The organism is Rhizobium sp. NZLR10 (genome assembly GCF_019685125.1).
Classification (GTDB): domain Bacteria; phylum Pseudomonadota; class Alphaproteobacteria; order Rhizobiales; family Rhizobiaceae; genus Rhizobium.
On the sequence record NZ_JABDWE010000009.1, the window covers coordinates 145,109 to 167,175 of the forward strand.

Consider the following 22,067-nt stretch of genomic DNA (forward strand, 5'->3'; position numbering starts at 1 on the left):
ATGCGCAAGCTTCTCACATATTTCGTCGTGGGCGCGCTGCTCTCCGGTTGCCAAACGGCGGACGACGCACTGACCACCAGTTCCACACCTGTGGCCGTCACCGGACCGGCTGCAAGCGCCATCGCCGGCGACATGGCAAGTCGTCTGGCCGAACAGATCGGCCCGGCCGGTGCTACGACCACGATCAAAATGGAGACGGACGCATCGGAGTTCGCATCCGCCCTCGAGGCGGCCCTGAAGGGGCGGGGTTATACGGTCGTCAGGGACGGCAAAGTCGCCAAAGACATCAAGCCGGTCGAGCTTGCCTATGCAATTGAGGGAATCGACGGGCAGCTGCTCGCGCGGGTTTCGACGCCTTCGATCGCTCTCGGACGTGCTTATACACCAACGGCGGCAGGCGCCACGCCGGCTAGTCCGCTTTCGATCATGCAGCGTAACTGACGGAGAGCAATATGGTCCAGTCGCTCCAACTTGGCGCGTCAGCCCAGGCCGACGATCAGAATGGCATGCGCCGGCTCAACCGCCTGCCGATCATCGTCGCCATCATCGTCATCGTGCTATTCGTCGGCGTGGTCGTGATTGGTCTGTCACTGCGCGGGCTTTCCTTCAATCATGGCGACATCGAGGGTGCTTCCAACAGCCCTGCGACCAGTTTCGGCGATCAGCTTAAGCGGGGTGTCACCGACGGCATTATCGGTGACCCAGAAAAGCAGGAGGTGTTTCAACCGACGCCAGTCGTCGCGGAGAAAAAGGAAAAGCAGGAACCGGTCTTCGAGCGCCAACCAACAGATCGACAAGATCGCCGACAAAGGCTCGAATCCGAAGAGGAGTGGAAGGCACGCCTGAAGCGAGAGCAGGATGAACAATATATGCGCGAAGCCCAGCGGCAACGGATGGCGCGTCTCCAGGCCCGTTCCACGGCGCTCGATTCGCCGCTAAAGGTAGACATCTCCGATGTCGAGAAGGCTGCAATCTCCACCAATGACACCGTCCGCCAGCCGACAAATGCCGTGACGAGCAGCGCCTCAGACCTTTATGGCGCGGCCATGAAATCAGGCTTGATGGAGCAGAACGTCGATCAGAACGGGCAGACGTCGAAGGAGGACTTCTTTAATCAGGACATCAAGGATCTCGGCTACCTGCCGAACCAGGTCGTGCCGCAGATGTCACCCAACGAATTGAAGCGCGGTTCAGTCATCGCGGCGACATTGATCACCGGCCTCAATTCCGACCTGCCGGGGCGCATTACCGCTCAGATCAGCCAAAATGTCTACGACAGCGCAACCGGTTATCGCCTTCTCATCCCGCAAGGCGCAAAGCTCTTCGGTCGCTACGATTCCAAGGTGTCTTTCGGCCAGGAACGGGTACTCGTCGTCTGGACGGACCTCATTTTTCCGAACGGGTCTACCCTGCAGATCGGTGGTATGGCGGGCACTGACGCTGAAGGTTATGGCGGCTTCCAGGACAAGGTCGACCGGCATCTCTGGAGAACATTCGGTTCTGCAGCCCTGGTGGCAATCATCGGGGCGGATACCGATATGTCGATGCCTGAGAGTTCGACGCTCGCGACGCAGGACACGGCTTCGGATGCAGCAAGACGGAATTTTGCCGCGTCATTTGGCCGCGTAGCAGAAGAGACGATCTCGAAGAATCTGAACGTTCAGCCGACGATTCGCATCCGGCCGGGCTACAAGTTCAATGTGTTGGTCGATCAGGATGTTATTTTTCATTCTGTCTATAGCGGCCGCTAAACAGCTAACGGACGCTCAGATTTTCGCTTGTCGCTGAACGTCGCAAGTACATTCCGCGCGGGGCGCAGGTGTGACTAAAAATCTCTATAAAAATCATCGTCTTTAGATCAGAAAGAGTTGAATACCCGGCAGAGGTCAATAGACCTAAGCGATGCAACGAACGTGGATCTGCTTCGCGTAGAAGCAACTGCCGTATCGTCCAATGTCCCATGTGGTTCCGGCTAGCCGAACGGTGGCAACCGGTAGCTCGCGGCGTCAGAACGGCGCGACGAGTGGGAGGCTTGCACCGTCGAAAAAAGGAGAAAAGTTAGTGGACGGTGACCTTCGCTCTCTCATCGATATGACAGAAGCCGCGCATGATGAACGTATGATCAAAAGTGCTTTGAAAACATTTGCGCACGCATGCGGCTTCGACCGTTTTGCTTATCTGCAGACTGAGGGGTTGGAAATCCGCACATTCAACTCCTATCCGGAGGAATGGCAGGGTGTTTATCTCGAAGGCCATTACTCCCGCATCGACCCGGTCGTTACTGAAGCCAAGCGTCGCATGGAAATGTTTTCCTGGACGGCCGACGATTGGCCCGCTCGTGGAACCTCCGAACTCAGGCGTTTTCGGGACCAGGCGATCGAGTACGGAATTCGGAGTGGGGTGACGATCCCCGTCGAAGGAAGTTTCGGGTCGACGATGATGCTGACGTTTGCATCTTCGGCGCCGACGGCTGACGTTTCAAAACTGCGGGATGCGCAACAAGCGATCCGAGCGGTGCTGGTGATCCATTACTGCCTGAAGATTATCGCTGCGACGACCATTGTCGCTCCGAGACGGTTGCTTTCACCAAGAGAAGCAATGTGCCTCATGTGGGCGGCAAAGGGTAAAAGCGCTCCGGAAACCGCAATGCTAACGGGGATCAACCCGAGGACAGTGCAGCACTACCTTGATAAAGCGCGCGAAAAACTTGAGGCTGCGACCGTCCCACAGCTCGTCGCAATTGCTAAAGATCACGGGTTGGTTTGACCGTCATTCATGTTTATCGAGTGGAACCTCGGGGACGTAGCCTAACGCATCGATGATTTCCGAAAGTTCTTCTTGCTGGACTTCAGATTTCTTTTGGCGCGCGACATACTCCTCCTGCAGGCTCTTGAGCACGGCGGCGGAAATTGATGGGTCTGCGGTCGCGCGAGCCCATTCCTCATAGACAGCTTCGTCGGCGGCGATCAGGAGGCGGTGTTCGAGAATTGCCGAGACAGCCAACGCCTCAAGCTTCGACTGTTGCATCGAGCTGAAGCGCGATTCTCTTTCCTTTTCTCGACCATTTGCATCGGATGAGCTCGCTTTGTTCACCCGCTTCTCCCAAACTTTCATTCTCTCACCAAGCGGCCCCGAAGGTTCGCCTACATCAAATGGGACACCGTTACATCCAAAATCTCTGAGTTGCAGACAATGTGCTGATGCTTATATCGACAACTAAACCCATTACCCGCCCGCATTGGCGGGATTTACGGGAAGGAGCTTTACATACTTTAGTTGATAAACTCCGAGTGTGTAAACGGCGATCTTTCGGCGCATGGACATGCGCAAACTGGTCGGCTCGAATTTTGCCCGCCTGCGTCGGGAGAAAGGCCTGACACAGGAAGAGGTCGAGGCGCGTTCTGGTTTCAGCCAGCAATATCTTAGTAGCCTGGAGCGAGGTCGTCGCAACCCAACTGTGATTACGATTTATGAACTGGCTCAAGCCTTAGATGTCAGCCACGTCGAATTAGTGCGACCGATTGGTGAGACCCAAGTGAGTACGCAAACAGGCGCATAATCTGGGATCTCAGCAGCTTCAATCCGGCCCGCGACAACGAGAAATCGTCGAAGCAAGCCAAATGGAATTGAGATTTGTGCTCCTCTCGAGTCCGAACAATCACTGCGATGAAATTGCAAGGCGCTGCCGCAGACGAGATCGTCGAGGGTTATCCGGCTCTCACTGCGCGCATGGTGGACCTCGCCGCAAGCTACATCTTTACTCCAGGCGACCACTAGAATTGTCAACTTTGTCCATCGAGGCAATTAGTCGTGGTGAAGAATTCATAATGCGAGGGCTTTCTCGGCCCCAGGGATTGTGATACAAATCCTAGGATAATAGATCCTATTCTCCGAGCTTTTATATCAATGCCCAGTTCAGTCACGCAACGCCAAATCGCTCGGACCGTGCTAACCGAGCGCGGAATAGCACGTTTCGTCGAACTGCGGAACGCAGGAGTCACGGCTGCCACCATGAGCCGAATGGAACGAGATGGTGAAGTGCTGCGGCTTGCCCGCGGTCTCTATCAACTTCCTGATGCGCAGCTCGACGCCAGCCACAGCCTGGCGGAGGTTGCCAAACGCGCGCCCAAAGCCGTTATCTGCCTCGTTTCGGCATTGGCATTTCACAGCCTGACAGATCAGCTCCCCGGACAAATCTGGCTTGCCATAGGCCGTAAGGACTGGCCGCCGAAGCTGGAAGCCCCCGCTGTGCGCATCGTGCGCTTCACAGACAGCCTTCTCAACGACAGCGTCGAAACCCATATCATTGAAGGCGTTCCTGTGAGGGTCTTTGGAATCGCCAAGACAATTGCCGATTGCTTTCGATATCGCAACAAGATCGGCCTTTCAGTAGCGATAGAAGGGCTGCAGGAGGCGCTGCGGCAACGAAGGGCTACTCCTGGCGAAATCGCCAACCAGGCCGAACGCGGTGGCGTTGGCTCTGTGATCCGGCCGTATCTCGAGGCGCTGACCGCCAATGGCTAAAGAAATCAGAAACGTCGGCGCCTCGGTGCGCGCCCGCCTGTTGCAACTCGCCAAGGCAAGCGGGCAAAGCTTCGATCTCGTCCTGACGCGTTTCGCCCTTGAACGGTTATTGTTCCGGCTTAGCCAGTCGCCCCACGCCGATCGCTTCGTTCTAAAAGGGGCGATGTTGATGATGAGTTGGTTCGACAATCCGCACCGAGGCACGCGCGACCTGGATCTTTTGGGTTTCGGTGATCCGAGTCCGGACCCGATGCTTGAGACATTTCGGGAAATTCTGGCGCAAGAGGCCGACGATGGCGTTACGTTCGACGCTGATACGCTGCATGTGGATCGTATTCGCGAGGCACTGGATTATGGTGGGCTCAGGCTGCGGGTGATCGCTTCGATCAGCGGAGCCCGGATCAACCTGACCATCGACATCGGTTTTGGCGATGCGCTTGAGCCTGGGGTGGAGGTTTTGGATTATCCTTCCATGCTCGATTTTCCGATGCCGCGGCTTCGGGCCTATGCGCGAGAAACGGTCATTGCCGAGAAGTTCCAGGCAATGGTGATGCTGGGGCGAGTAAACAGCCGCATGAAGGATTTCTACGACATCTGGATCCTCAGCAGGTCTTTCGACTTCAGCGATGATCGGCTGGCGCGCGCAATAGCCGCTACCTTTGATCGCCGCGAGACACCGATCCCCATTGACCTGCCGGACGCCCTAACGGACGCCTTTGCCAAGGACCAGCAAAAGCAGCGACAATGGCGTGCTTTCATTGAAGGCGTTGCACACAATCCTGGCGATCTGATCGACGTCATCGCGGGGATTGCCACATTCCTGATGCCGCACGCGGTTGCGGCTGCGAGGCTGGACGAATGAGCGGTTTGGTCGCAACCACGCGAGTTCATGGCTCAGCGAGCAGAATTCAGATCCTGTCGGGTTTTTGTCGGGCAACTTCATAGCTGGAACCCGTCAGTACGTGGGTTTTACTGGCTCGCCGCCATTACAACCGCGGACGAGGCATCTGGAAGCGCATTAATTTCATGCTTTGGAGTCGCCTAAACTTTGGCTTGGCCGGAACATGCCTCGCCAATGCGAGGTGAACTCAACGCTGTTGTTGACCAATGCGGGAAAGATCGATCCGTATCCCCGCATGCCTAACATCCTGCATCGTCTCTGGTTGTAAGTCTTTCGGCGTCGCTTCCTCGCCATCCACTTCCTTATCGCTTTGCTGCGGCGCTTCGATGGGTATGCCAGGATCCTCCGCCTGAAACACGCCGACACCCCCGAACTCGCCGGTCTTCCATGCGTAGACCGCGTCCTCGAAGATTTGCGGGAAGACGTCTTTGCTCGTGGGGTTGCCATACCATTTTGCAACGATCCTCAATACCTTGGCGAACATCGCAGTGCCTTTCCGGAGGTTCTGGCAAGGATCGACGAGATCGGGCTTCAGATCCGCCGGTTCCTTGACTCCCACGCCAGCGGGGAACTGGGTGAGCCCTACGCGGACGACCGCTTGACCAGCATATTGGCGCACGATCGCAATCGCCTCCTCGGCCGATGCCGCTTTCGGAACGAGGATCAATCGGTCGCCTGATTTGACGGTGACGGCGAAGGGATCAGCCGAGCCCGCCGCCATCACGAACTGCTCGACGATCGTCGGCTTGAGAGAAGGGTCTGCGCATTCATTTATCAGGGCTGCGTCGATCATGGTTTCTCCTGAGCACTCAGGTGTTGAAGGCAATAACAATCGGTTTTGCGAAGAGCTTTGACCACGCTGTAGTGGCAGTTCGCTGGATAGCAACGATTGATGTCCCTTCGGTCCACCACCCGTTTCCGACAGCAACAATGAGGTCCGGATCGTGCAGCATCGACTGAAGCACCGGCCAAACAATCAGTTGCTCGTAGCAGATCAGCGGTGCCGCGCGGCTGGCGCCGATGGAGACGACCGGGTTCGCCAAGAAATCCGCCCGAGCACCACCACTCTCCCCAAACCAGGATCGCCACGGCTGCCACATCGAACCGGGAACCGGCATACGTTCGCGATAGAGGATATGGCCGCCCCTCCCGTCGACCGCGACCAGAACATTGTCGTAGCCCCCAGCATCGACCATCGCCGCACCGGCGATCACCGTCCCATCATCATCCCTGAAGGCGTTCGTCCAAAGCCGCGCCACGGTCGGTGTCCAGAAACCGAGCGCAGTTTCCGGCAGCACCACAAAACGGGCCCCATCGCTGGCCGCGCCACGCACCGTTGCGATCATGTCACGCTGGCGTTGAAGCCCGGGCTCCCGACCGAGCGAAGCCCCCATATCAAGATCGACGCCGCGCCAGCCTTCCGGTAGTTTCGGGTCGGTCCAGATTGCGGCGGACCACAGCCAAGGGCCTGCGAAGGCGATGGCGACAGCTGGCCAAATGCGGGTTACGAGACCCGCAAGGCCGGCTGTCATGAAGCCAAGTCCCCACCATCCCCATCCCGGAAACAGAACACCCGCGGCGGTGACAGGATGCGCCCAGCCCGTGATGCCGAACGGCGGAACGGCCATGACGGCTGCCGCAAGGAGGTAGCGAAACGGACGCGCGCGTCCGTTCATCGTCCAGACGAGCGTATGCACGGCAACGAAACTCATAGACGCACCCAGCCAGAGCAGGAGGCCTGGCCAGATATCCGACGAATAAAAGGCGGCAACGCCTTGTGGCAGACCCCGGGACGCGGCCAGGAAGTATCCGCTGGAGACAAGTGCCGCGACCGATCTCGTTTGCGAGATCGACCAAAGAACCGGAAACCCGAGCGCGACGGGTAGGAGCAACACATGGCCGCTCCAGCCCACCACGCCGATCGCGATCGAAGCGAATATCAGCAGCGCCGGCTGAAGGTAATCACGGCACATAGGTGAACACCTCCTGCGCCAGCCCGAGAATGCCGGAGATCGGCACCGGGCCAAAATATCGGGAGTCATAGGAGCCGGGGAAGGCGGAATGCAGGAAGACATATCCTGGCGGTATGATGCCGCTCGGAAACGGCGTCAACGGCCGGCCTTTTCCATCACGTAGTGCGAGACTGGATGAGGAAACCACCCGCCCATCCACTCTCACGTTGACGCCGATTTCGACACGCTGTCCTACAACGGCGATCACTGTCTTGATCAACGGTGCGACGTCGCCCGGGCAGGAACCAGAACGGAAATAGCCTCGTGCCCTGGCTGCCCGCATCGCCGCCGTTTCCAGCGGGCAGATGAACAGGAGGTCGTCGACTGCCACCGGTCGATGAAGCGGGATAATGCGCCATAGGCCCAGTGGCTCGCTCGGCGTCAGATTGATGCGGTAGCCGCCGGCGACGGCAGTCACCACCAGCAGAATGGTGGCCGCGGCCGCTATCGACAGAACCGCAGTGGCACGTCGTTGTTGCGTGGTCATCGACCGGGTGGTTGCTGCCCGGGTCATTTCAGCGAGAGCCCTTGACTCTTGGTTTGCCGCAGCGTCTCTGCCTGCTTGAGCGCTTCGGTCGTGCGTTCATGAGCGCCAAGCTGCTGGACCGTCCGCATAGATTTCCACGCGGACTGGACCTCAGCCTTCTGGACGACCGTCATTCCTGCTGTGACGGTCTCGAAAGTCTTGCCATCAGTGTCTTTGGCAGCCAAAGGCAGGAAGGTCCGTTCCCCGAAACGCTCCGACACAGCCTTGGCAAAACCTTCGAGTTCTGCCTTCACGTTTCTGTCCGCCAGCGCATATTCGAGGCCAGCCGGGAGATCGTTGCGATCGATGGCATCTCGCACGCGTTCGAGCGTTTGCTTGGCAGATGGGGAGAGCGCCGGGATATCGACTGAAACCTTGAGTCGGACCGCGCGCTCCTCCGTCTCATGTTTGAATTCGGCCTCGGCCCGCTCACGAAGGTAGCGTTCAAGATTTCGGGCAAGCGCCGGCACATTGGCGATGGCTTTTTCCCGGTCCTGCTTGTCGGCACGGCTGGCGAGAAGACCGGTTTTGCCCTTCAGCGCGCCAAAGCTCTCTGGCTCGCCGGTAATCCTTGCCAGGGTCGACTGCTCGACCGACTGGTCCTTCAACATGGTATCGACATTGATGGCCTTGAAGGCCACTTCCGGCTTCGCGTAGACGAGCTGGAAGCGGGTCGAGACGTCCTCCCATTGCTTCTTGAGCCCGGGATCGCCGGCGAGCTTGTCTTCGACAGCCTGGTCGAGCGATTTCGGGAAGGTGGCGATACCTGACACCATGGGCTTGGCCTCCTTGATTGTGTCCGGGATGGAGTGTTTGTGGCTGCCGTGGACCAGTCCGAGTGCCGCGCCGATGGCGGCAAGACGGGCGCCGAGATTGTCGAGCTTCTGTTTCTGCCGGACGGCCCATTGGAGGCGATCGTGTGCGATCGTGCGGGCGACGTTGACAAGATGAAGGCCGCGGGCTTCCGCGAAGCGCAGCGCCTGGCGATAGAACGACGCCTTCTCGTAATCGAGGGTCGTCTCCTTGGCGTTTCGGCGCGACAGGATCGGGATGAGCCCGCCGGATTTCGCAAAGGAACGACTGCCGTAGTAGATCGCGAGATCCTCACGATGGCGCGTCATGGCCACATAGGTGAGATGCCGGTCCAATGAAAGGGAAGCAAGCACCTTCACCCGGTCGACGGTCGCGCCCTGGCTCTTGTGGATGGTCGTGGCATAGCCGTGACCGAGATTGTTGTAGAAGCGCTGCTCGATCGTGACCTGGCGACGATGTTCCCTTTCGCCGATCTCAGCGACGATCCGGCCGGGTGCGGCCTCAACCACCTTTGCGAGCATGCCGTTCTTGACGCCAAGGCTGCCCTCGTTCTTGAGGAACACGATCTGGTCGCCGGCCGCGAACATGCGGGTTCCGTCCTCCGTCTTGAACGCAAATCCGTCTGCGACGACGCCACGCTCGACCAGCTTGGCGCGGGCCATATCGTTGAGCTTTCGGGCGTCGCGGCGAAGGTGTGCGAGGATCAGGCTGGTCTTCGAAGGGTCGTAGTCGCGGTCCCACGCTGCGATCAGGCTTTCGACCGCCTCGTCCTTCAGTCTCAAACCAATCATTCGACCATGGGCGGTGTAGGCATCGACAGCCTTGCGGATATTGCCACGCGCGAGATCGAGCGAGGCGTCGCGCATCCATTGCTGGCGCTGACGATAGATCGTCTCGAGTTCGGCATAGCCGATGCGATCGGCAATGGCGCGAAAGGCCGCACCCGCTTCGATCGGTTGAAGCTGTTCCGGATCGCCGACAAGGACGAGTTTGGCGCCGGCCTTGGTGACTGCTTCGACCAACAGCGCCATCTGCCGTGACGAAACCATGCCGGCCTCGTCGAGTACGAAGACGGTCTTATCATCGAGCTGGTTGCGACCCTGGTTCCAGCGAAGCTCCCAGGACGACAGCGTGCGGGAAACGATGCCCGCTTCCTTCTCCAAACCTTCGGCGGCTTTGCCAGCCAAAGCTCCGCCGACCACACGATAACCGGCCGTTTCCCACGCCTCGCGCGCAGCCTTCATCATCGTCGTCTTGCCGGCCCCGGCGCGGCCGATGACAGCGGCAATCCGCGTGGTCCCGGCGACATGCTCGATCGCCGTTCGCTGCTCATCCGACAGACGGGAATGGCGCGTAAAGGTCGCCTGCAGCACCACCTCACGGACGCCATGGGAGGTGCTGCCGGAGAGCCAGATCGCGCGATTGGCCATCTCGGCCTCAAGCCGGATCATCTCGCGCGTCGTGTATTTCGCGGGTGTCCGAATACCTGTCGCAAAGTTGATCCGCTCGCGTTCGAGCCGGAGTGCTTCCGGACTTTGCAGAATGCGGACCATCAGAGTTTGGAACAGAAGGACATCGTCGATATAGCGATACAACACCTTCGCAACATCGCGTTCGTCGAAGACGCTCTTCTCCCGCGTGATCAGGTCGAGCACGATCTCCGGACGGCGCTGGATGCGGCGGGCGTTCTCCCTGCGGCGCTCCTCCTGAAGCTCGACGCGTTCGAGTTTGGGAGTCGAGGTCTCCGACTTGTGGTCGGATTGCTCGGCCTTGCGCTCGATGGCTTTGGCGCCGACGCCGAGGTGAATGGTTGGCTCGAGGTCGATACCCTGCTTTTCGAAGGAACGGCCATCGATGCGGATTTCGAGGCCGGCAAGCGCCAGATGTTTGTTCTGGCAGGCAAACCAGCCGTCGCGAAACGCATTGAAATCCTCAGTTCTGCCGGCCCATAGCTCATAGACGATCTTGCCGGCATCATTGCGGATCGGCTTGCCGTCCGGGGCGAGAACCGCGACCTTCTTTGAGCCGAACCCGTCCTCGGTGAGCGGCCGCAATGTCGTCATCAGATGCACATGCGGATTGCCTGGGGCGTCGTGATAGACCCAGTCGGCGACCATGCCCTTCGCGGTGATGTGGCACGCCACAAAGTCGCGCACGAGCGCGATGTTCTGCTCGGCCGTCAGTTCGAGCGGAAGGCCTATGGTGACGTCCTTGGCGAGCTGCGCGTCGGATCGCTTCTCGAAGCCCTCCACTTTGTTCCAGAAGGCCTCGGATGCGCCGGCGACCGAGCGATCGGCAATCATGCTGCGCACCCATTCCGGCGCGTCGGTAGGGATCACGAACTCCTCATGCAGGAGCCCCTGCTTTCGCGTGTAGTCGATCGTCCGGGCTTCCCGCTCAAACTCCATCTTGGCGCAGTGCCGGTAGGCCGCCGACAGGACGGCGCTGCGGCCTGAGCCACGGGCGACGACGCTGACGGAGAAGTGAGGGACGGCCACGGCGAAGTTCTCTCCCGGTTGCAAACGAAATCGAAGGGTTCGTCGGGAGCGGCGGCCCCGCCAGGCACTCTCAGCAACACGTCGCGCCAGCGACGTATAATTGCGCCCTTGGAAGCCGCTCCTTCGGAACGGCCGGGATCATCCACCAAAGCATCGCCGCTGGCGATTGTAGGATTCACAGTAGTGCGTTCGCTACTTAAGTTCCGGAAACTGGCTTCGAAAGACAAGCTTTCTCAGCCAGGGAGACAAACGGACATGAAGAAGCCATCCGCGAAGATCCGCGACGAAATTGCCAAACTGCAGGAGCAGCTCAAGCTCGCCGAGACACGGGAAGCGGAACGCATTGGCCGGATCGCGCTCAAGGCAGGCCTCGGCGACTTCGAGATCGACGAGGCGGAGCTTCAGGCAGCGTTTGACCAACTGAGCAGGCGATTTCGCGGAGGGCAGGGGGGTACGACCGGAGGGAAAAAGGGGGCAGGCGATGGCAGCGGCGCAACGTCGACCGCGACGGTCGCGTCTGGCCCGAATGCAGGCGGGACTGGCGAGGCTTGAACGGATGGTGAGGACGATGACATCCGACTCCCGCAAGAAGGACACGCGCGAAAAGATCGAGCTCGGCGGCCTGATCGTCAAGGCCGGTCTGCGCTATGAGAAGCGAGCGCTGTTGCTGGGCGCGCTGATCGATGCAGCGCGCCGCATCAAGGGTGACGATACCGAGCGCTCCAGGATCACGGCCATCGGCGTGGAGGCCTTCGGCAATGACGATCAATAGGATTGCACTTGTCGTCGGACCAACGGCGTTGATGATCCCGGTCGTCATCGGAATGACCGGGATCGAACATTGGCTATCCGGGTTCGGGAAAACCGAGACCGCACGACTGGCATGGGGGCGGGCAGGGATCGCGCTTCCCTATCTCGCCAGTGCCGCAGTCGGAATCTTGTTCCTGTTCGCGACCGCCGGCGCGATCAATATCAAGCAGGCAGGTTGGGGCGTCGTTGCGGGATGCAGCGGTACGGTCCTGATCGCGGCACTTCGCGAGACAATACGCCTTTCCGCTTTCATGAAGACGGTACCCGCCGACAAGACGGTCTTGGCCTTTCTCGATCCGGCAACGTCGATCGGAGCGAGTGCCGCGCTCTTATGTGCCTGCTTCGCACTCCGCGTCGCGCTCATCGGCAATGCGGCCTTCGCAAGGGCCGAGCCGAAGCGCATTCAGGGCAAGCGGGCGCTTCATGGCGAGGCAGATTGGATGAAGCTCACAGAGGCGGCAAAGTTGTTTCCCGATGCTGGTGGCATCGTCATCGGCGAGCGCTATCGGGTCGACAAAGACAATGTCGGCGCCCGAGCGTTTCGCGCCGACAGCGCTGAGACCTGGGGCGCCGGTGGCAAGTCGCCGTTGCTGTGCTTCGATGGCTCGTTCGGCTCGTCGCACGGGATCGTCTTTGCCGGTTCCGGCGGTTTCAAGACAACGTCGGTGACGATCCCAACGGCGCTCAAATGGGGCGGCACGCTGATCGTGCTCGATCCATCGAACGAGGTCGCACCGATGGTCTCCGCGCATCGCGGCGGAGCGGGGAGGGACGTATTCGTTCTCGATCCGAGGAAGCCGGACATCGGCTTTAACGTCCTGGACTGGATCGGCCGTTTCGGCGGAACCAAAGAAGAGGATATTGCCTCAGTGGCCTCATGGATCATGAGCGACAGCGGCAGTGCGCGTGGTGTCCGTGACGACTTCTTTCGTGCATCGGCGCTGCAGCTTCTCACGGCGCTGATCGCCGATGTCTGCCTGTCCGGTCACACGGACGAGAAGGAGCAGACGCTTCGGCAGGTGCGCATGAACCTCTCGGAGCCGGAGCCCACATTGCGCAAGCGGCTGCAAGACATCTACGACAATTCGGGTTCGGATTTCGTGAAGGAGAACGTCGCAGCCTTCGTCAACATGACACCGGAGACCTTCTCCGGCGTCTACGCCAATGCGGTCAAGGAAACGCACTGGCTTTCCTATCGAAACTACGCAGCTCTCGTGTCTGGGAAGAAGTTCTCGACCAGCGACATCGCGGCCGGGAATACGGACGTCTTCATCAACATCGATCTCAAGACATTGGAGACCCATTCGGGTCTTGCGCGTGTCATTATCGGTTCGTTTCTGAATGCGATTTACAATCGCGACGGACAGATCAAGGGGCGCGCCCTGTTTCTCCTCGATGAGGTCGCCCGCCTCGGCTACATGCGGATCATCGAGACCGCGCGCGACGCCGGACGCAAATACGGCATCACGCTGACGATGATCTACCAGTCGATCGGCCAGATGCGCGAAACCTATGGCGGCCGCGATGCTGCAAGCAAATGGTTCGAGAGCGCCAGCTGGATTTCGTTCGCCGCGATCAACGATCCCGAGACCGCCGATTACATTTCTCGACGTTGCGGCATGACCACGGTCGAGATCGACCAGGTGAGCCGTAGTTTCCAAGCGAGGGGATCATCGCGGACGCGCTCGAAGCAGCTCGCTGCCAGACCACTCATCCAGCCCCACGAAGTCCTGCGCATGCGTGCCGACGAACAGATCGTGTTCACCGCAGGAAACGCGCCGCTCCGATGCGGACGAGCTATCTGGTTCCGGCGCGGCGACATGAAGCATGCGTCGGCACGAACAGGTTTCACATGATCGGCGATACGCCAACTGCATGATCCAAGCCGGCGCGCAGTGCAAACAAGCAAGGCTGATCCAGGAAAATGAAGAGTATCGGAGAAATCAGCATAGCGACGCCCGACGGGCGGGATTTCGGGAATTCTCGTCGTGCGACGGGCGGGAAACAGAGCAGCCGCGGGAGCCTCAACATAGTGGCCCCAAAAGGGGAGGCGGGATCGACTGCTCCCCGACCCTCGCACACCATTTTGGCGGCCACGCCGCAGCCCGAAGACAAGCTCCTCCGTAAACGCAGATGAAACCGGGTCCGACATAGGGTGAGGCGAAACGAGGAATCGGATAGTGGCGAAATCGAATATAGTTCCGTTCAGAAAGCCGCCGAAGGCCGGACGCGGTCGCGATCGGCAGCGCGCGGGCGGAGGACTGCTAAGATCTGAGCGGATCAGACGGCGTAAACGCGCGGCGGCAGTTCTATGCACGGTGATCATTGCCGTTGGAGGTTGGCTTGCCTATGGCGGCAACGAAGCTCTCCCCGGTTTCGCCACTTTGGCCAAGACACCGACGACGGATTCATTGTCGGCGGCATTTTCGATCTGCGGCGACAGCCACCGGACGAACTGCGTCGTCGATGGCGACACCTTCTGGTTCGAGGGCGAGAAAATCCGCATCGCCGACATCGATACGCCTGAACTCAGCCCGCCCCGCTGCGAGGCCGAAAGGATCAAAGGTGAAGCGGCAAAATCCCGGCTGCTGGCGCTGCTCAACGCTGGGAAGTTCTCTCTGGCGGCCGGGTTCCGTGACGAAGACAAGTACGGTCGCAAACTTCGCATCGTGTCTCGCGCAGGCAATTCGCTGGGCGACGTCTTGATCGGCGAAGGGCTCGCCCGATCATGGGATGGTGCCCGACACGGCTGGTGCCAGAGCGGGTGACAGCGAACCATCGCTTCCCCGGCACGGGAGAAGGATAGGGGTTTGGGGAAAGGGAGGAGGGAACCGTCCCCTTCCCCATGGGAGGAAGTTTGAAGGAGGGGCGTTGCCGTTCCTTCATGGGGTGAGGTTTGAGAGGGGCGGCAGAGCCCCCCTTTCATAGCCGCTCCGGCTGGAACGGCTCACGCGAAGTCAAGGACCAGAGGCGGCAAGCCGCCTCTGGTCTGGATCTCAATCAGCGGGATCGAAGAAGGGCTCTTTGTCGTCCAGGCCGATATGCCATCGTTTGTCGAACCACCGCGACGGAAGGTAGATCTCATCGCCGCCAGAATGCGCAATGATGATCTTGCCGGGTTCGTGAAACAATCCGAAATCGACCTTGTTGTCGATTGCCCAAAGCAGCGCCGCTGACAGAAACTCGCGCGAGATATCGGCGGGAAGATGCACCTCCGCATCGAAATTTCCGCGCAAGCGTTCAAGCCAATCCGGCTGTTGATCCGACCGCTTCTGGTCGTCTCCAATCTGGTGAGTGATTTGATGCTTTGTCATCAGGGTCTCCTTTTCGTTTCTGACGAAAGGTGTCCGCACCGTAGTCCGTGAGGGGTCCGGGACCGCGGAACGCGGCCGCCGTGCGGCGAGCGGAGGAACCGATTTCTCTGTGCCGCTTGCGGCGCTGGGAAAATTGGAGGGGCCGCGATGTCCTTGACGCCGGAACGACGGGTGCAAAATGGGATGTCAGAGAGAGATTAAACCGCGTCCTGAAAGGACGCGACCGCTTGCCAGCACCGCTGGCCATGGGACGTTCCGGCCATATCCCATTACGATAGCAGGCACAGGAATGCGTCTTGCCGCGAGAGGATCGTAACCCGACAGGGCGCAGACCGCGTGCGGGCTCGGGTCGCAGCGCGACTAGAGCCGTGCGCCGTCGGCGCCTCGCCCGACACGCCATTCTTCACGAAAATGAATCGGTCGCACTTGTAAGATTCACATATGTCGTTGGACGTGGCGGCGACGTGTGGCGATCATGCCGGCATGATTTCGCAACCCTACCAGCTCTATGTCGAACGATCGGATCCAGCCAAGAACATGGCGCGGTATTATGCCATGGAGATCGAGCAGACGATGTTCGGAGAGGCTTGCCTGATCCGGCGATGGGGACGGATCGGCAAGCGTGGCCAGGAGAAACGGCATGTGTTCGAACGGGAAGAGGAAGCGGTTCACTTATTCCTTGAACTGTTGAAGCAAAAACGTACTCGCGGCTATCGGCCCAGAACAACTCTGCGATATTTGCAGAGCTGACCCCAATCGTCTCCGATCTCTCAAATGGCGAAACAGGGGCCGCCGAAGCGGCCCCTGTTGGCGCGTTATTCTCGCCGGTTCCAGTCGGTCTCGAACGACGCCTCGATCTCGACCAGGAACGGGATCTTGATTGTGAGCTCGAGACCGAGTTTCCCTTGCGGAAGAAGTGACAGATCACGTTGCCGAGGACGCGGAGCCTGCGGCCGGTGGCGATGAGGAATTGAGCGAGCTGTTGCACGGTATATTCTCCTTTCGAAAAGCGGATATCGCGGGGATAGGCCAAATGACGGGCAAGGAGGGAGCACCTGAAAGGCCGAAATGAGAGTGGAGGACCTGCCGGCGCCTGAATTTTGGCCTGCGAGGAGCCGCAACGCGGTGGGGAAAATTCTGGCGCCGGCAGCTTGCGGCGCGACGGACGGGATGCAACATCCCCGATGTCGATGACAGAGATCGAAAGGAGAGCGGCAGTGGATCGCTCATCTCCGTGCTGTGGATGCCGGCGGACTGGCAGTGTTGGTGATTATGCCGCCCTCAGAAGGGCGGCTCGGCATTGATGGAACCGTCCTGTTCGGCAAGTATCATGGTCAGCTCGGCCTGGGCGATTTCGAGTTCGGCTTCGATCTGGCGGCGCTCGGCGGGCTCAACGCAGGCGTTCAGCTCAGCGCGCAGTTCTTGGATTTGTTGTTCGATCATCGTCATCTCCTTGATGTTTGAGAAAGATGACGCCCACCGTCGTGGCGGTGGGTCAGGGTCAAGGATCGCGCATGCGACCGCCAGCGGCGGCGAGTGGGGGAGCCGAAATGCGCCAAGCATTTTGGGGGGACCGCTCGTCCTTGAGGCTGGCCCGGCTCCACGGCACGATTGGCTTGATATGAGCAGACCCCACTTCCCCGTATGGCACCCAAAAAGCTGGAAACGGGCTCGACGCCCGTTGCCTGCTTTCTCAAAGCAGCCCGTTGGCCCCGCCTTAGGCGGCGGGGCCTTGGTGGGATCTCAATCCCGGTTGGGGCGGGACCAGATCAGCTGGTAGCCGTCCTCGCCTTCGACCTCGGTGAGCGTTGCGTAGATCGGCGCCGGGAAGCTCGGGTCGTCCAGCTTGACCGAGAGGTAGTCGCGGTCGGTCTCGCTGGAGCGCTTCTGCCAGGCCGCACCCAGCTCGACATTGCCGGCGTAGATACGGAAGTGCGGACCCTTGTCGGAGGGGTTTTCGATGCGGGCGATGCGGGCCTTGACGTTGAGTGCGAGGGTGCGGATCGAGCCGGTGAAGCCGCTTTCGGTGGAGGTGAAGGTGCCGATGGTAGCCATTGTCTGTTCCTTTCTTTCGGTTGTTTCGGGCCGCGCCCTTCGCGGCCTCGATGGCTGTCGCAAGGATCGGGGACGATCGGACCGCACCCCGAAGGGGCCGAAACGACGTGGAGGGCGGCGGGGAGCGGCTTTGTTGCCCCGCGAGGAATGCGAACGCAGTTCGCAGGGGAAGAAAGTTGCGGACGGCCGTTGCGGGAGAACGATCGAGGCTAAGCCGGTCTTCGATCAGACATGCCTCATCGAGCCCGCGCGGGACGTGGCTATCACAGCGATGGGAGGAACAAGGCAATGGCGGCCCTCGTCATGGCGTTACCGTGCCGAGACACCGCAGCCGCTAAACCGTTACCCTGTCTCCAAGTCATAGCGTCGAATTCGGATGCGACAAACTCGGCCGGCCGGGCAGTTGCCTCCTGCCATTAACGCGGTATCGTGCGCTTGCGATTCGTCGCCTGGAGGATCTATGCGTCAGCAGACAAAGCCGTTTATCGTCGAAATCAAGCAGTCCCGAAAACTGAAAGCCACCGATCCAAGACCATCGATCTGGGTGAAACTGGACCTCACGTCCGATCAGCACACGCCGGCGGAGAAAGAGCCTAGAAACCTGTCGGCCGTTGCGGGTGACAACGACCGACCTTGACGTCTCCTACGCAGCCGCTCTGTTGTCGGCCTGGATGGACTGGAGTCCGTGCAGAAAGTTGACAGAACGCTGGGCATGTGCCGCGGCTTGGAAGATGGCCCGCCTGTCGTCGGATAGAACCTTCAGCCACGAGCCGAGGTAAGACGCATGGTCCGGCCGTGGCTCCAGCTCCGGTGCGATCCCGAGATCAGCGCAAAGGAAGCAGCTTCCAAGTTCGGCGATCAGTTCCTCGCGAGCCCGCTCGCTCTTGTCTTTGGCATATCGGCTGAGATCGCGCCCAACGCGATCGGCGCGCGCCGTCCAATGGCAACTTTCGTGACTCAGGGTTGCCACGTAAGACGCGGCGTCGCGGAACGTCTCGAACGGCGGCATCTGGATGTGGTCCGTGACTGGCGAATAATAGGCCTGCACCCCACCATGGCGGATGACTGCGCCGGTGTTGCGGAAAAAGCGATCGGCGTGCTCCATGCGCTCGTCAGGATCGAGCACCGGACCGGGTTTGTGATGGTACGGCTCCGGCAGCCTGTCGATCTGTTCGATGTTGAACACTGTATATGCTTTCAGAAACGGGATTTCCCGGTCGACTTCTCCACCATTGCCGTCCGCCTCGGACTTGGTGAAGCGGCTGGCGAAGACGACCGTCGAACCGGTCTCGCCCTTGCGCACCGCCGCTCCCAGTTCGAGCGCCTGCTTGAACGTCATCCACATGGGTGAGGTGAAGCCGCGCGCCATTCCCTCCGACCATAACAACAGAATGTTCATGCCCGAATAGGGCTGACCGTTGTAGCGTAGCGGCCGGGTAATCCGGCCATTGGTGTTGGCCGCGTGCCAGGGTTTCATCCAGGGTTTTACACCTTTTTCCAGATCGGCAACGATCCGGGCCGTGATCCGTGCATAGATGTCGGCGCGTTCGCCCTCGGCTTTCCTGCTCATGTCATTATCCTCCGTTTTGGAGGCCGCGCCCACCGCGGCCCCGTCGCGGAGGTCCGAAGGCAGGAGCGATCGGGTGGCATGCCGCACCGGAACTGCCGGAACGGAGAGAAGGACGGCGAAGCCGTTGCGGCGGACAACCGGCTCCTGCAGGACCGCCGACCGGGACGGGGTCGCGTGGCGAGCGGGGTCCATGTTTCTCTTCCTTCTGATGACCTGGAAAAAGGCCGGTCCCAAAGGAACCGGCCTAATGATCAGGGAGAGGGAAGAAAAAGCGGAGCCGAAGCTCCGCGCGAAAAACGGCTCAACCGAGTGCCGCCATCTGCGCCTCCGCCGCCTTGCGGTCGAGCGACTGGCCCGGGTTTTCGACCGGGCGGTCGAAAGGCTTCCAGGCTTCGCCGATGACGTGGCTGTAAGCAGCGACTGCGCCCTCGGCGGCCATCCGCAACGCGTGGGACTGTATGCCCATGTCGGCGGCGAATTCGCGTTTGCGCTGGGCGGCGCTGTCGTAACCGACCGGGCCATCGAGATCCTCGTCGCGGGCATCGTTTGCCGATTTGGCGGTGGCGTCTCGGGCCTCGGTGACGGCGCGGCTGTAGAACTGGCCGGCTCCGTGCGCCGAGCCGACATAGGCCCCGACGATGCGCTGGAGATGGATCTGCATCGCCTTCTCGCCGAGGCCGTCCGAGAGGCTGTCGGCGGTCTCAATGATCAGGCGCTCATGGAGCTCACGGATGCCGTCACTGTCGACCACCGCCGTTCCAAAACTCTCGGCAATCAGCATTGCCTGGACGGTGTCCGGGCATGTGAGCCTGACCATCTCGAGGGTCGCGCCCTTGCGGAGCGGCACGACGCGGGGGGAGGGTCGATTGGTTGCGGGCTTGGCCATGGGATCTTCCTTTCGTGGTTTCCACCAAAGCGGCTCCGGCCCCTGCCGGTCTGCCCTTCGATGCGATCGACAGGAACCGGCTGAGGACGGGCGCTTTCACAGGTCCGGGACGGCCGGACGAGCGAAACGGGTTTGCGGACAAGCGGGGTAAAGCCCTGCGAAGGACGCGGAGCCGTTTTGCGAGGGAGGCTGCACCGGCCGCTCCGCGGCGCCGCCAGCGACCTTGAAACGACCGGCCGCCGGTTCAGACCGCAGCGAAAACGAAGGGCAGACCGGCGGGGCGGGCTAAGGCTCCGAAACCCCGGAGGAGAGAGCCCCTCGCGACCGACAGCCCGCATCCCTTCCTCCAGCGCGGATCAGCCGCCACGAAAGCCCCCATACGGTCAGACTCACGCCGCCGCATTACCCGCATCATCGCCGAGCATCAGACGCATGGTAGTGATCGCCCGCTCCTGATGTTGGAGTTTGCGAGCTAGGGCAGCGATTTCCGTTCGCCGTTCGAAGCTGAGCCGCTCGACGTGATCCTGAAACAGCTGTTCGTCGGAGCGCGTCCACCGCGACCCGCCCCGGCGGTGCGAGCGGGCTTTCGCCTTCTCGGTGGCCGCTCTGCGTTCGGCCCGGCCCGTGATCTGCCGGTGAATGCGATCGAGATGGTGGCGGGTCTCTCGCCGCGCCGCCTCCATGCGGAACAGAAGAACGCAGGGACTAACCGGTTTCATGGACTGGTCACCCGCGCCTGCCAATTGATGAAAGACGACGGTCCGTCATAGGCAGCGTGGCGCGCCGGATCGATGACGAAGCCAAATCGGCCAACCTCGTACTCGTCTCTTGGCACGAGATAGCGGCGTTCTTCATCGGTTGCCCGCAGCCCGCCGATCGTGGCGATGACTTCGGTTATCCCGGCATGCTGCTCCGAGCGTAGCGCGGAGATGACGATCCAGTCCCGCCGGCATGCTCCCGCTCGAAGGCGCGGCGATCCTTCTCATGGGATTCACCGGGCGCAAGGGGCGACCGAAGATCGCTTCCCAGGCATCGGGCCACGAATCCCGGATGGTCCGATCGGCGCACTTGCGCTCGTATCCGGTAAAGAGATTCGGATAGGCGAGGGCAATCGCGGCCCACGCGGTATCTTCTTCGTACCAGCCGCCTGCGCAACGAAGCATCGGATGAATCTTGACGTTGCACTCGTTGCACAACTTGAACCCGCCATGCCCGGCCGTGGTGTGAGAGACGATACCCTCCGCGTAGACGGTGGCGCCCTGCGAAGGTCCCCACGGGGTGGAGCAGTTCATCCGAACCGTTGGCCGGGCGAGCGCCCGGAGCTCGCGGCTGTGTTCGGCCTGTTCGAACATCCGTGCTTGAAATTCCGCCTCATCCGCAACGGCGCCATGATGCGAATAGAAGTCGTCGCGTTTGAGTTCGGAAAGCGGCCGTGCCACACGCCAGGCGCTCACGAGAAAATGCTGGCCATCGCGTCCCGACACCATGGCGAAAACGAGATCGCCGACACGGGCGACAGGCAGGTCATCGGCGCTGCGGCTGAACTCCGGCCCTGGCAAATCACGGGCGGAAGCTGCTTTGGCTTGGAGAGCAGGCGTGTTCATGCCGCGACCCTCCCCTCGACGTGATCGGCCGCCACTTCATCGGCAGTGACCTCTTCCAGCACGGCATCGGGATAGCCATGCCGGGCCAACCATTCCTCCGCGGCTTGGCGATTAGCGGCGAGGTGGACGAGTTCGGCGTTGTCGCCGGCGCGGTCGAAGACCCTGACGTGGCCGAGCTGCGGGCGCTCGATCACCTTGAATGTCAGGCTGCTGTCGAGCGAGAACGTCCTGTGGATACGGATCGTGATGACGCCATTGCCGCCGAAATCGCCCTCATGCAGCGTGAAATCCGGCGACAGGTTGGCATTGCCGATGCCGCGCTTGCCCTGTTTGCGGATCAGCCTGCCCTTGCTGTTGCGGTTTTCCCAGGCGGCGAGCTTCTTCCTGTGGCGCTCGGGCGGGCGGGGCGTGCCGTCGGACCAGACGACAATCGAGCCGATCGGGGCGAGGTCATAAATCAAAGACGCAGACATCTTCGTTCTCCTATTTTGAGGTGTGGAAACAAAGCAGCCGCCGGTGATGGCCGGCGGCGGTATCGATCAGTATGACGTTGT

23 protein-coding genes and 2 pseudogenes are annotated in these 22,067 nt (G+C 60.6%); 12 read left to right on the forward strand and 13 right to left on the reverse strand.

What is annotated here, in order from left to right:
* From trbH to HJB82_RS15600, 3 genes are all read left to right on the forward strand, one after another.
* The gene (gene trbH, locus HJB82_RS15590) at window positions 1-441 is read left to right on the forward strand and encodes a conjugal transfer protein TrbH (RefSeq protein ID WP_221140562.1); all 441 of its coding nucleotides are present in this window, start codon (window positions 1-3) and stop codon (window positions 439-441) included.
* Between the two features lie 11 nt (window positions 442-452).
* On the forward strand, window positions 453-1,751 hold the full coding sequence (gene trbI / locus HJB82_RS15595; RefSeq protein ID WP_221140564.1) for an IncP-type conjugal transfer protein TrbI: 1,299 nt from the start codon (window positions 453-455) through the stop codon (window positions 1,749-1,751).
* Between the two features lie 310 nt (window positions 1,752-2,061).
* Window positions 2,062-2,766, forward strand: coding sequence for an autoinducer binding domain-containing protein (locus HJB82_RS15600; protein WP_127431476.1), 705 nt, complete (start codon window positions 2,062-2,064; stop codon window positions 2,764-2,766).
* A gap of 3 nt (window positions 2,767-2,769) precedes the next feature.
* Here HJB82_RS15600 and HJB82_RS15605 read toward each other — a convergent pair whose 3' ends face one another.
* Entirely contained in the window at window positions 2,770-3,093 is a 324-nt protein-coding gene (locus HJB82_RS15605; protein ID WP_164735978.1) for a transcriptional repressor TraM, read from the reverse strand.
* Window positions 3,094-3,316: 223 nt separating this feature from the next.
* On the opposite strand from HJB82_RS15605, the gene HJB82_RS15610 reads away from it, so the two are divergent.
* The 3 genes from HJB82_RS15610 (at window position 3,317) to HJB82_RS15620 (ending at window position 5,386) form a co-directional block, all read left to right on the forward strand.
* Complete coding sequence (locus HJB82_RS15610) at window positions 3,317-3,559, forward strand: helix-turn-helix domain-containing protein (RefSeq protein ID WP_087002841.1); 243 nt, start codon at window positions 3,317-3,319, stop codon at window positions 3,557-3,559.
* 347 nt (window positions 3,560-3,906) lie between these two features.
* Window positions 3,907-4,524, forward strand: a complete 618-nt coding sequence (locus HJB82_RS15615; protein ID WP_127431473.1) for a type IV toxin-antitoxin system AbiEi family antitoxin domain-containing protein — start codon at window positions 3,907-3,909, stop codon at window positions 4,522-4,524.
* A complete protein-coding gene (locus HJB82_RS15620) occupies window positions 4,517-5,386 on the forward strand; it encodes a nucleotidyl transferase AbiEii/AbiGii toxin family protein (protein WP_168337871.1) in 870 nt (289 codons plus the stop codon). The genes HJB82_RS15615 and HJB82_RS15620 overlap by 8 nt, the downstream gene beginning before the upstream one ends.
* Before the next feature lie 226 nt (window positions 5,387-5,612).
* Here HJB82_RS15620 and HJB82_RS15625 read toward each other — a convergent pair whose 3' ends face one another.
* The 4 genes from HJB82_RS15625 to traA are packed head-to-tail and all read right to left on the reverse strand — an operon-like array spanning window position 5,613 to window position 11,274.
* Window positions 5,613-6,218 (reverse strand): TraH family protein, encoded by a 606-nt coding sequence (locus HJB82_RS15625; RefSeq protein WP_168257337.1) that lies wholly within the window; start codon window positions 6,216-6,218, stop codon window positions 5,613-5,615.
* Between the two features lie 16 nt (window positions 6,219-6,234).
* The gene (locus tag HJB82_RS15630; RefSeq protein WP_221140566.1) at window positions 6,235-7,398 is read right to left on the reverse strand and encodes a conjugal transfer protein TraB; all 1,164 of its coding nucleotides are present in this window, start codon (window positions 7,396-7,398) and stop codon (window positions 6,235-6,237) included.
* Window positions 7,388-7,951: a conjugative transfer signal peptidase TraF gene (traF, locus tag HJB82_RS15635; RefSeq protein WP_127431469.1), complete on the reverse strand. Its 564-nt coding sequence runs from the start codon at window positions 7,949-7,951 to the stop codon at window positions 7,388-7,390. Before traF ends, HJB82_RS15630 begins: the two co-directional genes overlap by 11 nt.
* Window positions 7,948-11,274: a Ti-type conjugative transfer relaxase TraA gene (gene traA, locus HJB82_RS15640; RefSeq protein WP_221140568.1), complete on the reverse strand. Its 3,327-nt coding sequence runs from the start codon at window positions 11,272-11,274 to the stop codon at window positions 7,948-7,950. The genes traF and traA overlap by 4 nt, the downstream gene beginning before the upstream one ends.
* A gap of 255 nt (window positions 11,275-11,529) precedes the next feature.
* On the opposite strand from traA, the gene traC reads away from it, so the two are divergent.
* From traC to HJB82_RS15660, 4 genes and pseudogenes are all read left to right on the forward strand, one after another.
* Entirely contained in the window at window positions 11,530-11,826 is a 297-nt protein-coding gene (gene traC / locus HJB82_RS15645; protein ID WP_168257341.1) for a conjugal transfer protein TraC, read from the forward strand.
* A 4-nt stretch (window positions 11,827-11,830) separates the two neighbouring features.
* Window positions 11,831-12,046: a type IV conjugative transfer system coupling protein TraD gene (gene traD / locus HJB82_RS15650; RefSeq protein WP_165548347.1), complete on the forward strand. Its 216-nt coding sequence runs from the start codon at window positions 11,831-11,833 to the stop codon at window positions 12,044-12,046.
* Window positions 12,033-13,963: pseudogene (gene traG / locus HJB82_RS15655) on the forward strand (Ti-type conjugative transfer system protein TraG). Before traD ends, traG begins: the two are co-directional and overlap by 14 nt.
* 439 nt (window positions 13,964-14,402) lie before the next feature.
* Window positions 14,403-14,852 carry a thermonuclease family protein gene (locus HJB82_RS15660; protein ID WP_221140644.1) on the forward strand — a complete coding sequence of 150 codons (450 nt, stop codon included), beginning with the start codon at window positions 14,403-14,405 and terminating at the stop codon, window positions 14,850-14,852.
* A 228-nt stretch (window positions 14,853-15,080) separates the two neighbouring features.
* Here HJB82_RS15660 and HJB82_RS15665 read toward each other — a convergent pair whose 3' ends face one another.
* Window positions 15,081-15,398: a hypothetical protein gene (locus HJB82_RS15665; protein ID WP_221140572.1), complete on the reverse strand. Its 318-nt coding sequence runs from the start codon at window positions 15,396-15,398 to the stop codon at window positions 15,081-15,083.
* Window positions 15,399-15,839: 441 nt separating this feature from the next.
* Here HJB82_RS15665 and HJB82_RS15670 point away from each other — a divergent pair, with 441 nt between their 5' ends.
* A complete protein-coding gene (locus HJB82_RS15670) occupies window positions 15,840-16,148 on the forward strand; it encodes a WGR domain-containing protein (RefSeq protein ID WP_127431462.1) in 309 nt (102 codons plus the stop codon).
* 531 nt (window positions 16,149-16,679) lie between these two features.
* Here HJB82_RS15670 and HJB82_RS15675 read toward each other — a convergent pair.
* Entirely contained in the window at window positions 16,680-16,841 is a 162-nt protein-coding gene (locus tag HJB82_RS15675) for a hypothetical protein (RefSeq protein ID WP_168259652.1), read from the reverse strand.
* 300 nt (window positions 16,842-17,141) lie between these two features.
* Window positions 17,142-17,453 carry a DUF736 domain-containing protein gene (locus HJB82_RS15680; RefSeq protein WP_127431460.1) on the reverse strand — a complete coding sequence of 104 codons (312 nt, stop codon included), beginning with the start codon at window positions 17,451-17,453 and terminating at the stop codon, window positions 17,142-17,144.
* 460 nt (window positions 17,454-17,913) lie between these two features.
* Between HJB82_RS15680 and HJB82_RS15685 the strand changes: the two genes are divergently transcribed.
* A complete protein-coding gene (locus tag HJB82_RS15685; RefSeq protein WP_164735976.1) occupies window positions 17,914-18,090 on the forward strand; it encodes a hypothetical protein in 177 nt (58 codons plus the stop codon).
* A gap of 6 nt (window positions 18,091-18,096) precedes the next feature.
* Here HJB82_RS15685 and HJB82_RS15690 read toward each other — a convergent pair whose 3' ends face one another.
* From HJB82_RS15690 to HJB82_RS15710, 5 genes and pseudogenes are all read right to left on the reverse strand, one after another.
* Entirely contained in the window at window positions 18,097-19,023 is a 927-nt protein-coding gene (locus HJB82_RS15690) for an ArdC family protein (RefSeq protein ID WP_127431521.1), read from the reverse strand.
* Window positions 19,024-19,324: 301 nt separating this feature from the next.
* Window positions 19,325-19,909: a hypothetical protein gene (locus tag HJB82_RS15695; protein ID WP_221140574.1), complete on the reverse strand. Its 585-nt coding sequence runs from the start codon at window positions 19,907-19,909 to the stop codon at window positions 19,325-19,327.
* Window positions 19,910-20,298: 389 nt separating this feature from the next.
* Window positions 20,299-20,628 (reverse strand): hypothetical protein, encoded by a 330-nt coding sequence (locus HJB82_RS15700; protein WP_127431458.1) that lies wholly within the window; start codon window positions 20,626-20,628, stop codon window positions 20,299-20,301.
* Window positions 20,625-21,513 (reverse strand): annotated as a pseudogene (locus HJB82_RS15705) (DUF7007 domain-containing protein). Before HJB82_RS15705 ends, HJB82_RS15700 begins: the two are co-directional and overlap by 4 nt.
* Complete coding sequence (locus HJB82_RS15710; protein ID WP_020048110.1) at window positions 21,510-21,986, reverse strand: hypothetical protein; 477 nt, start codon at window positions 21,984-21,986, stop codon at window positions 21,510-21,512. The pseudogene HJB82_RS15705 and the gene HJB82_RS15710 overlap by 4 nt, the downstream one beginning before the upstream one ends.
* Window positions 21,987-22,067: the final 81 nt, after the last annotated feature.

Bases quoted from the DNA above. Each gene is read 5' to 3' on its own strand.
- trbH (WP_221140562.1), top strand. From the start codon at position 1: ATGCGCAAGCTTCTCACATATTTCGTCGTGGGCGCGCTGCTCTCCGGT.
- trbI (WP_221140564.1), top strand. From the start codon at position 453: ATGGTCCAGTCGCTCCAACTTGGCGCGTCAGCCCAGGCCGACGATCAG.
- HJB82_RS15610 (WP_087002841.1), top strand. From the start codon at position 3,317: ATGGACATGCGCAAACTGGTCGGCTCGAATTTTGCCCGCCTGCGTCGG.
- HJB82_RS15615 (WP_127431473.1), top strand. From the start codon at position 3,907: ATGCCCAGTTCAGTCACGCAACGCCAAATCGCTCGGACCGTGCTAACC.
- HJB82_RS15620 (WP_168337871.1), top strand. From the start codon at position 4,517: ATGGCTAAAGAAATCAGAAACGTCGGCGCCTCGGTGCGCGCCCGCCTG.
- HJB82_RS15625 (WP_168257337.1), bottom strand. From the start codon at position 6,218: ATGATCGACGCAGCCCTGATAAATGAATGCGCAGACCCTTCTCTCAAG.
- HJB82_RS15630 (WP_221140566.1), bottom strand. From the start codon at position 7,398: ATGTGCCGTGATTACCTTCAGCCGGCGCTGCTGATATTCGCTTCGATC.
- traF (WP_127431469.1), bottom strand. From the start codon at position 7,951: ATGACCCGGGCAGCAACCACCCGGTCGATGACCACGCAACAACGACGT.
- traC (WP_168257341.1), top strand. From the start codon at position 11,530: ATGAAGAAGCCATCCGCGAAGATCCGCGACGAAATTGCCAAACTGCAG.
- traD (WP_165548347.1), top strand. From the start codon at position 11,831: ATGGTGAGGACGATGACATCCGACTCCCGCAAGAAGGACACGCGCGAA.
- HJB82_RS15665 (WP_221140572.1), bottom strand. From the start codon at position 15,398: ATGACAAAGCATCAAATCACTCACCAGATTGGAGACGACCAGAAGCGG.
- HJB82_RS15670 (WP_127431462.1), top strand. From the start codon at position 15,840: ATGTCGTTGGACGTGGCGGCGACGTGTGGCGATCATGCCGGCATGATT.
- HJB82_RS15675 (WP_168259652.1), bottom strand. From the start codon at position 16,841: ATGATCGAACAACAAATCCAAGAACTGCGCGCTGAGCTGAACGCCTGC.
- HJB82_RS15680 (WP_127431460.1), bottom strand. From the start codon at position 17,453: ATGGCTACCATCGGCACCTTCACCTCCACCGAAAGCGGCTTCACCGGC.
- HJB82_RS15685 (WP_164735976.1), top strand. From the start codon at position 17,914: ATGCGTCAGCAGACAAAGCCGTTTATCGTCGAAATCAAGCAGTCCCGA.
- HJB82_RS15690 (WP_127431521.1), bottom strand. From the start codon at position 19,023: ATGAGCAGGAAAGCCGAGGGCGAACGCGCCGACATCTATGCACGGATC.
- HJB82_RS15695 (WP_221140574.1), bottom strand. From the start codon at position 19,909: ATGGCCAAGCCCGCAACCAATCGACCCTCCCCCCGCGTCGTGCCGCTC.
- HJB82_RS15700 (WP_127431458.1), bottom strand. From the start codon at position 20,628: ATGAAACCGGTTAGTCCCTGCGTTCTTCTGTTCCGCATGGAGGCGGCG.
- HJB82_RS15710 (WP_020048110.1), bottom strand. From the start codon at position 21,986: ATGTCTGCGTCTTTGATTTATGACCTCGCCCCGATCGGCTCGATTGTC.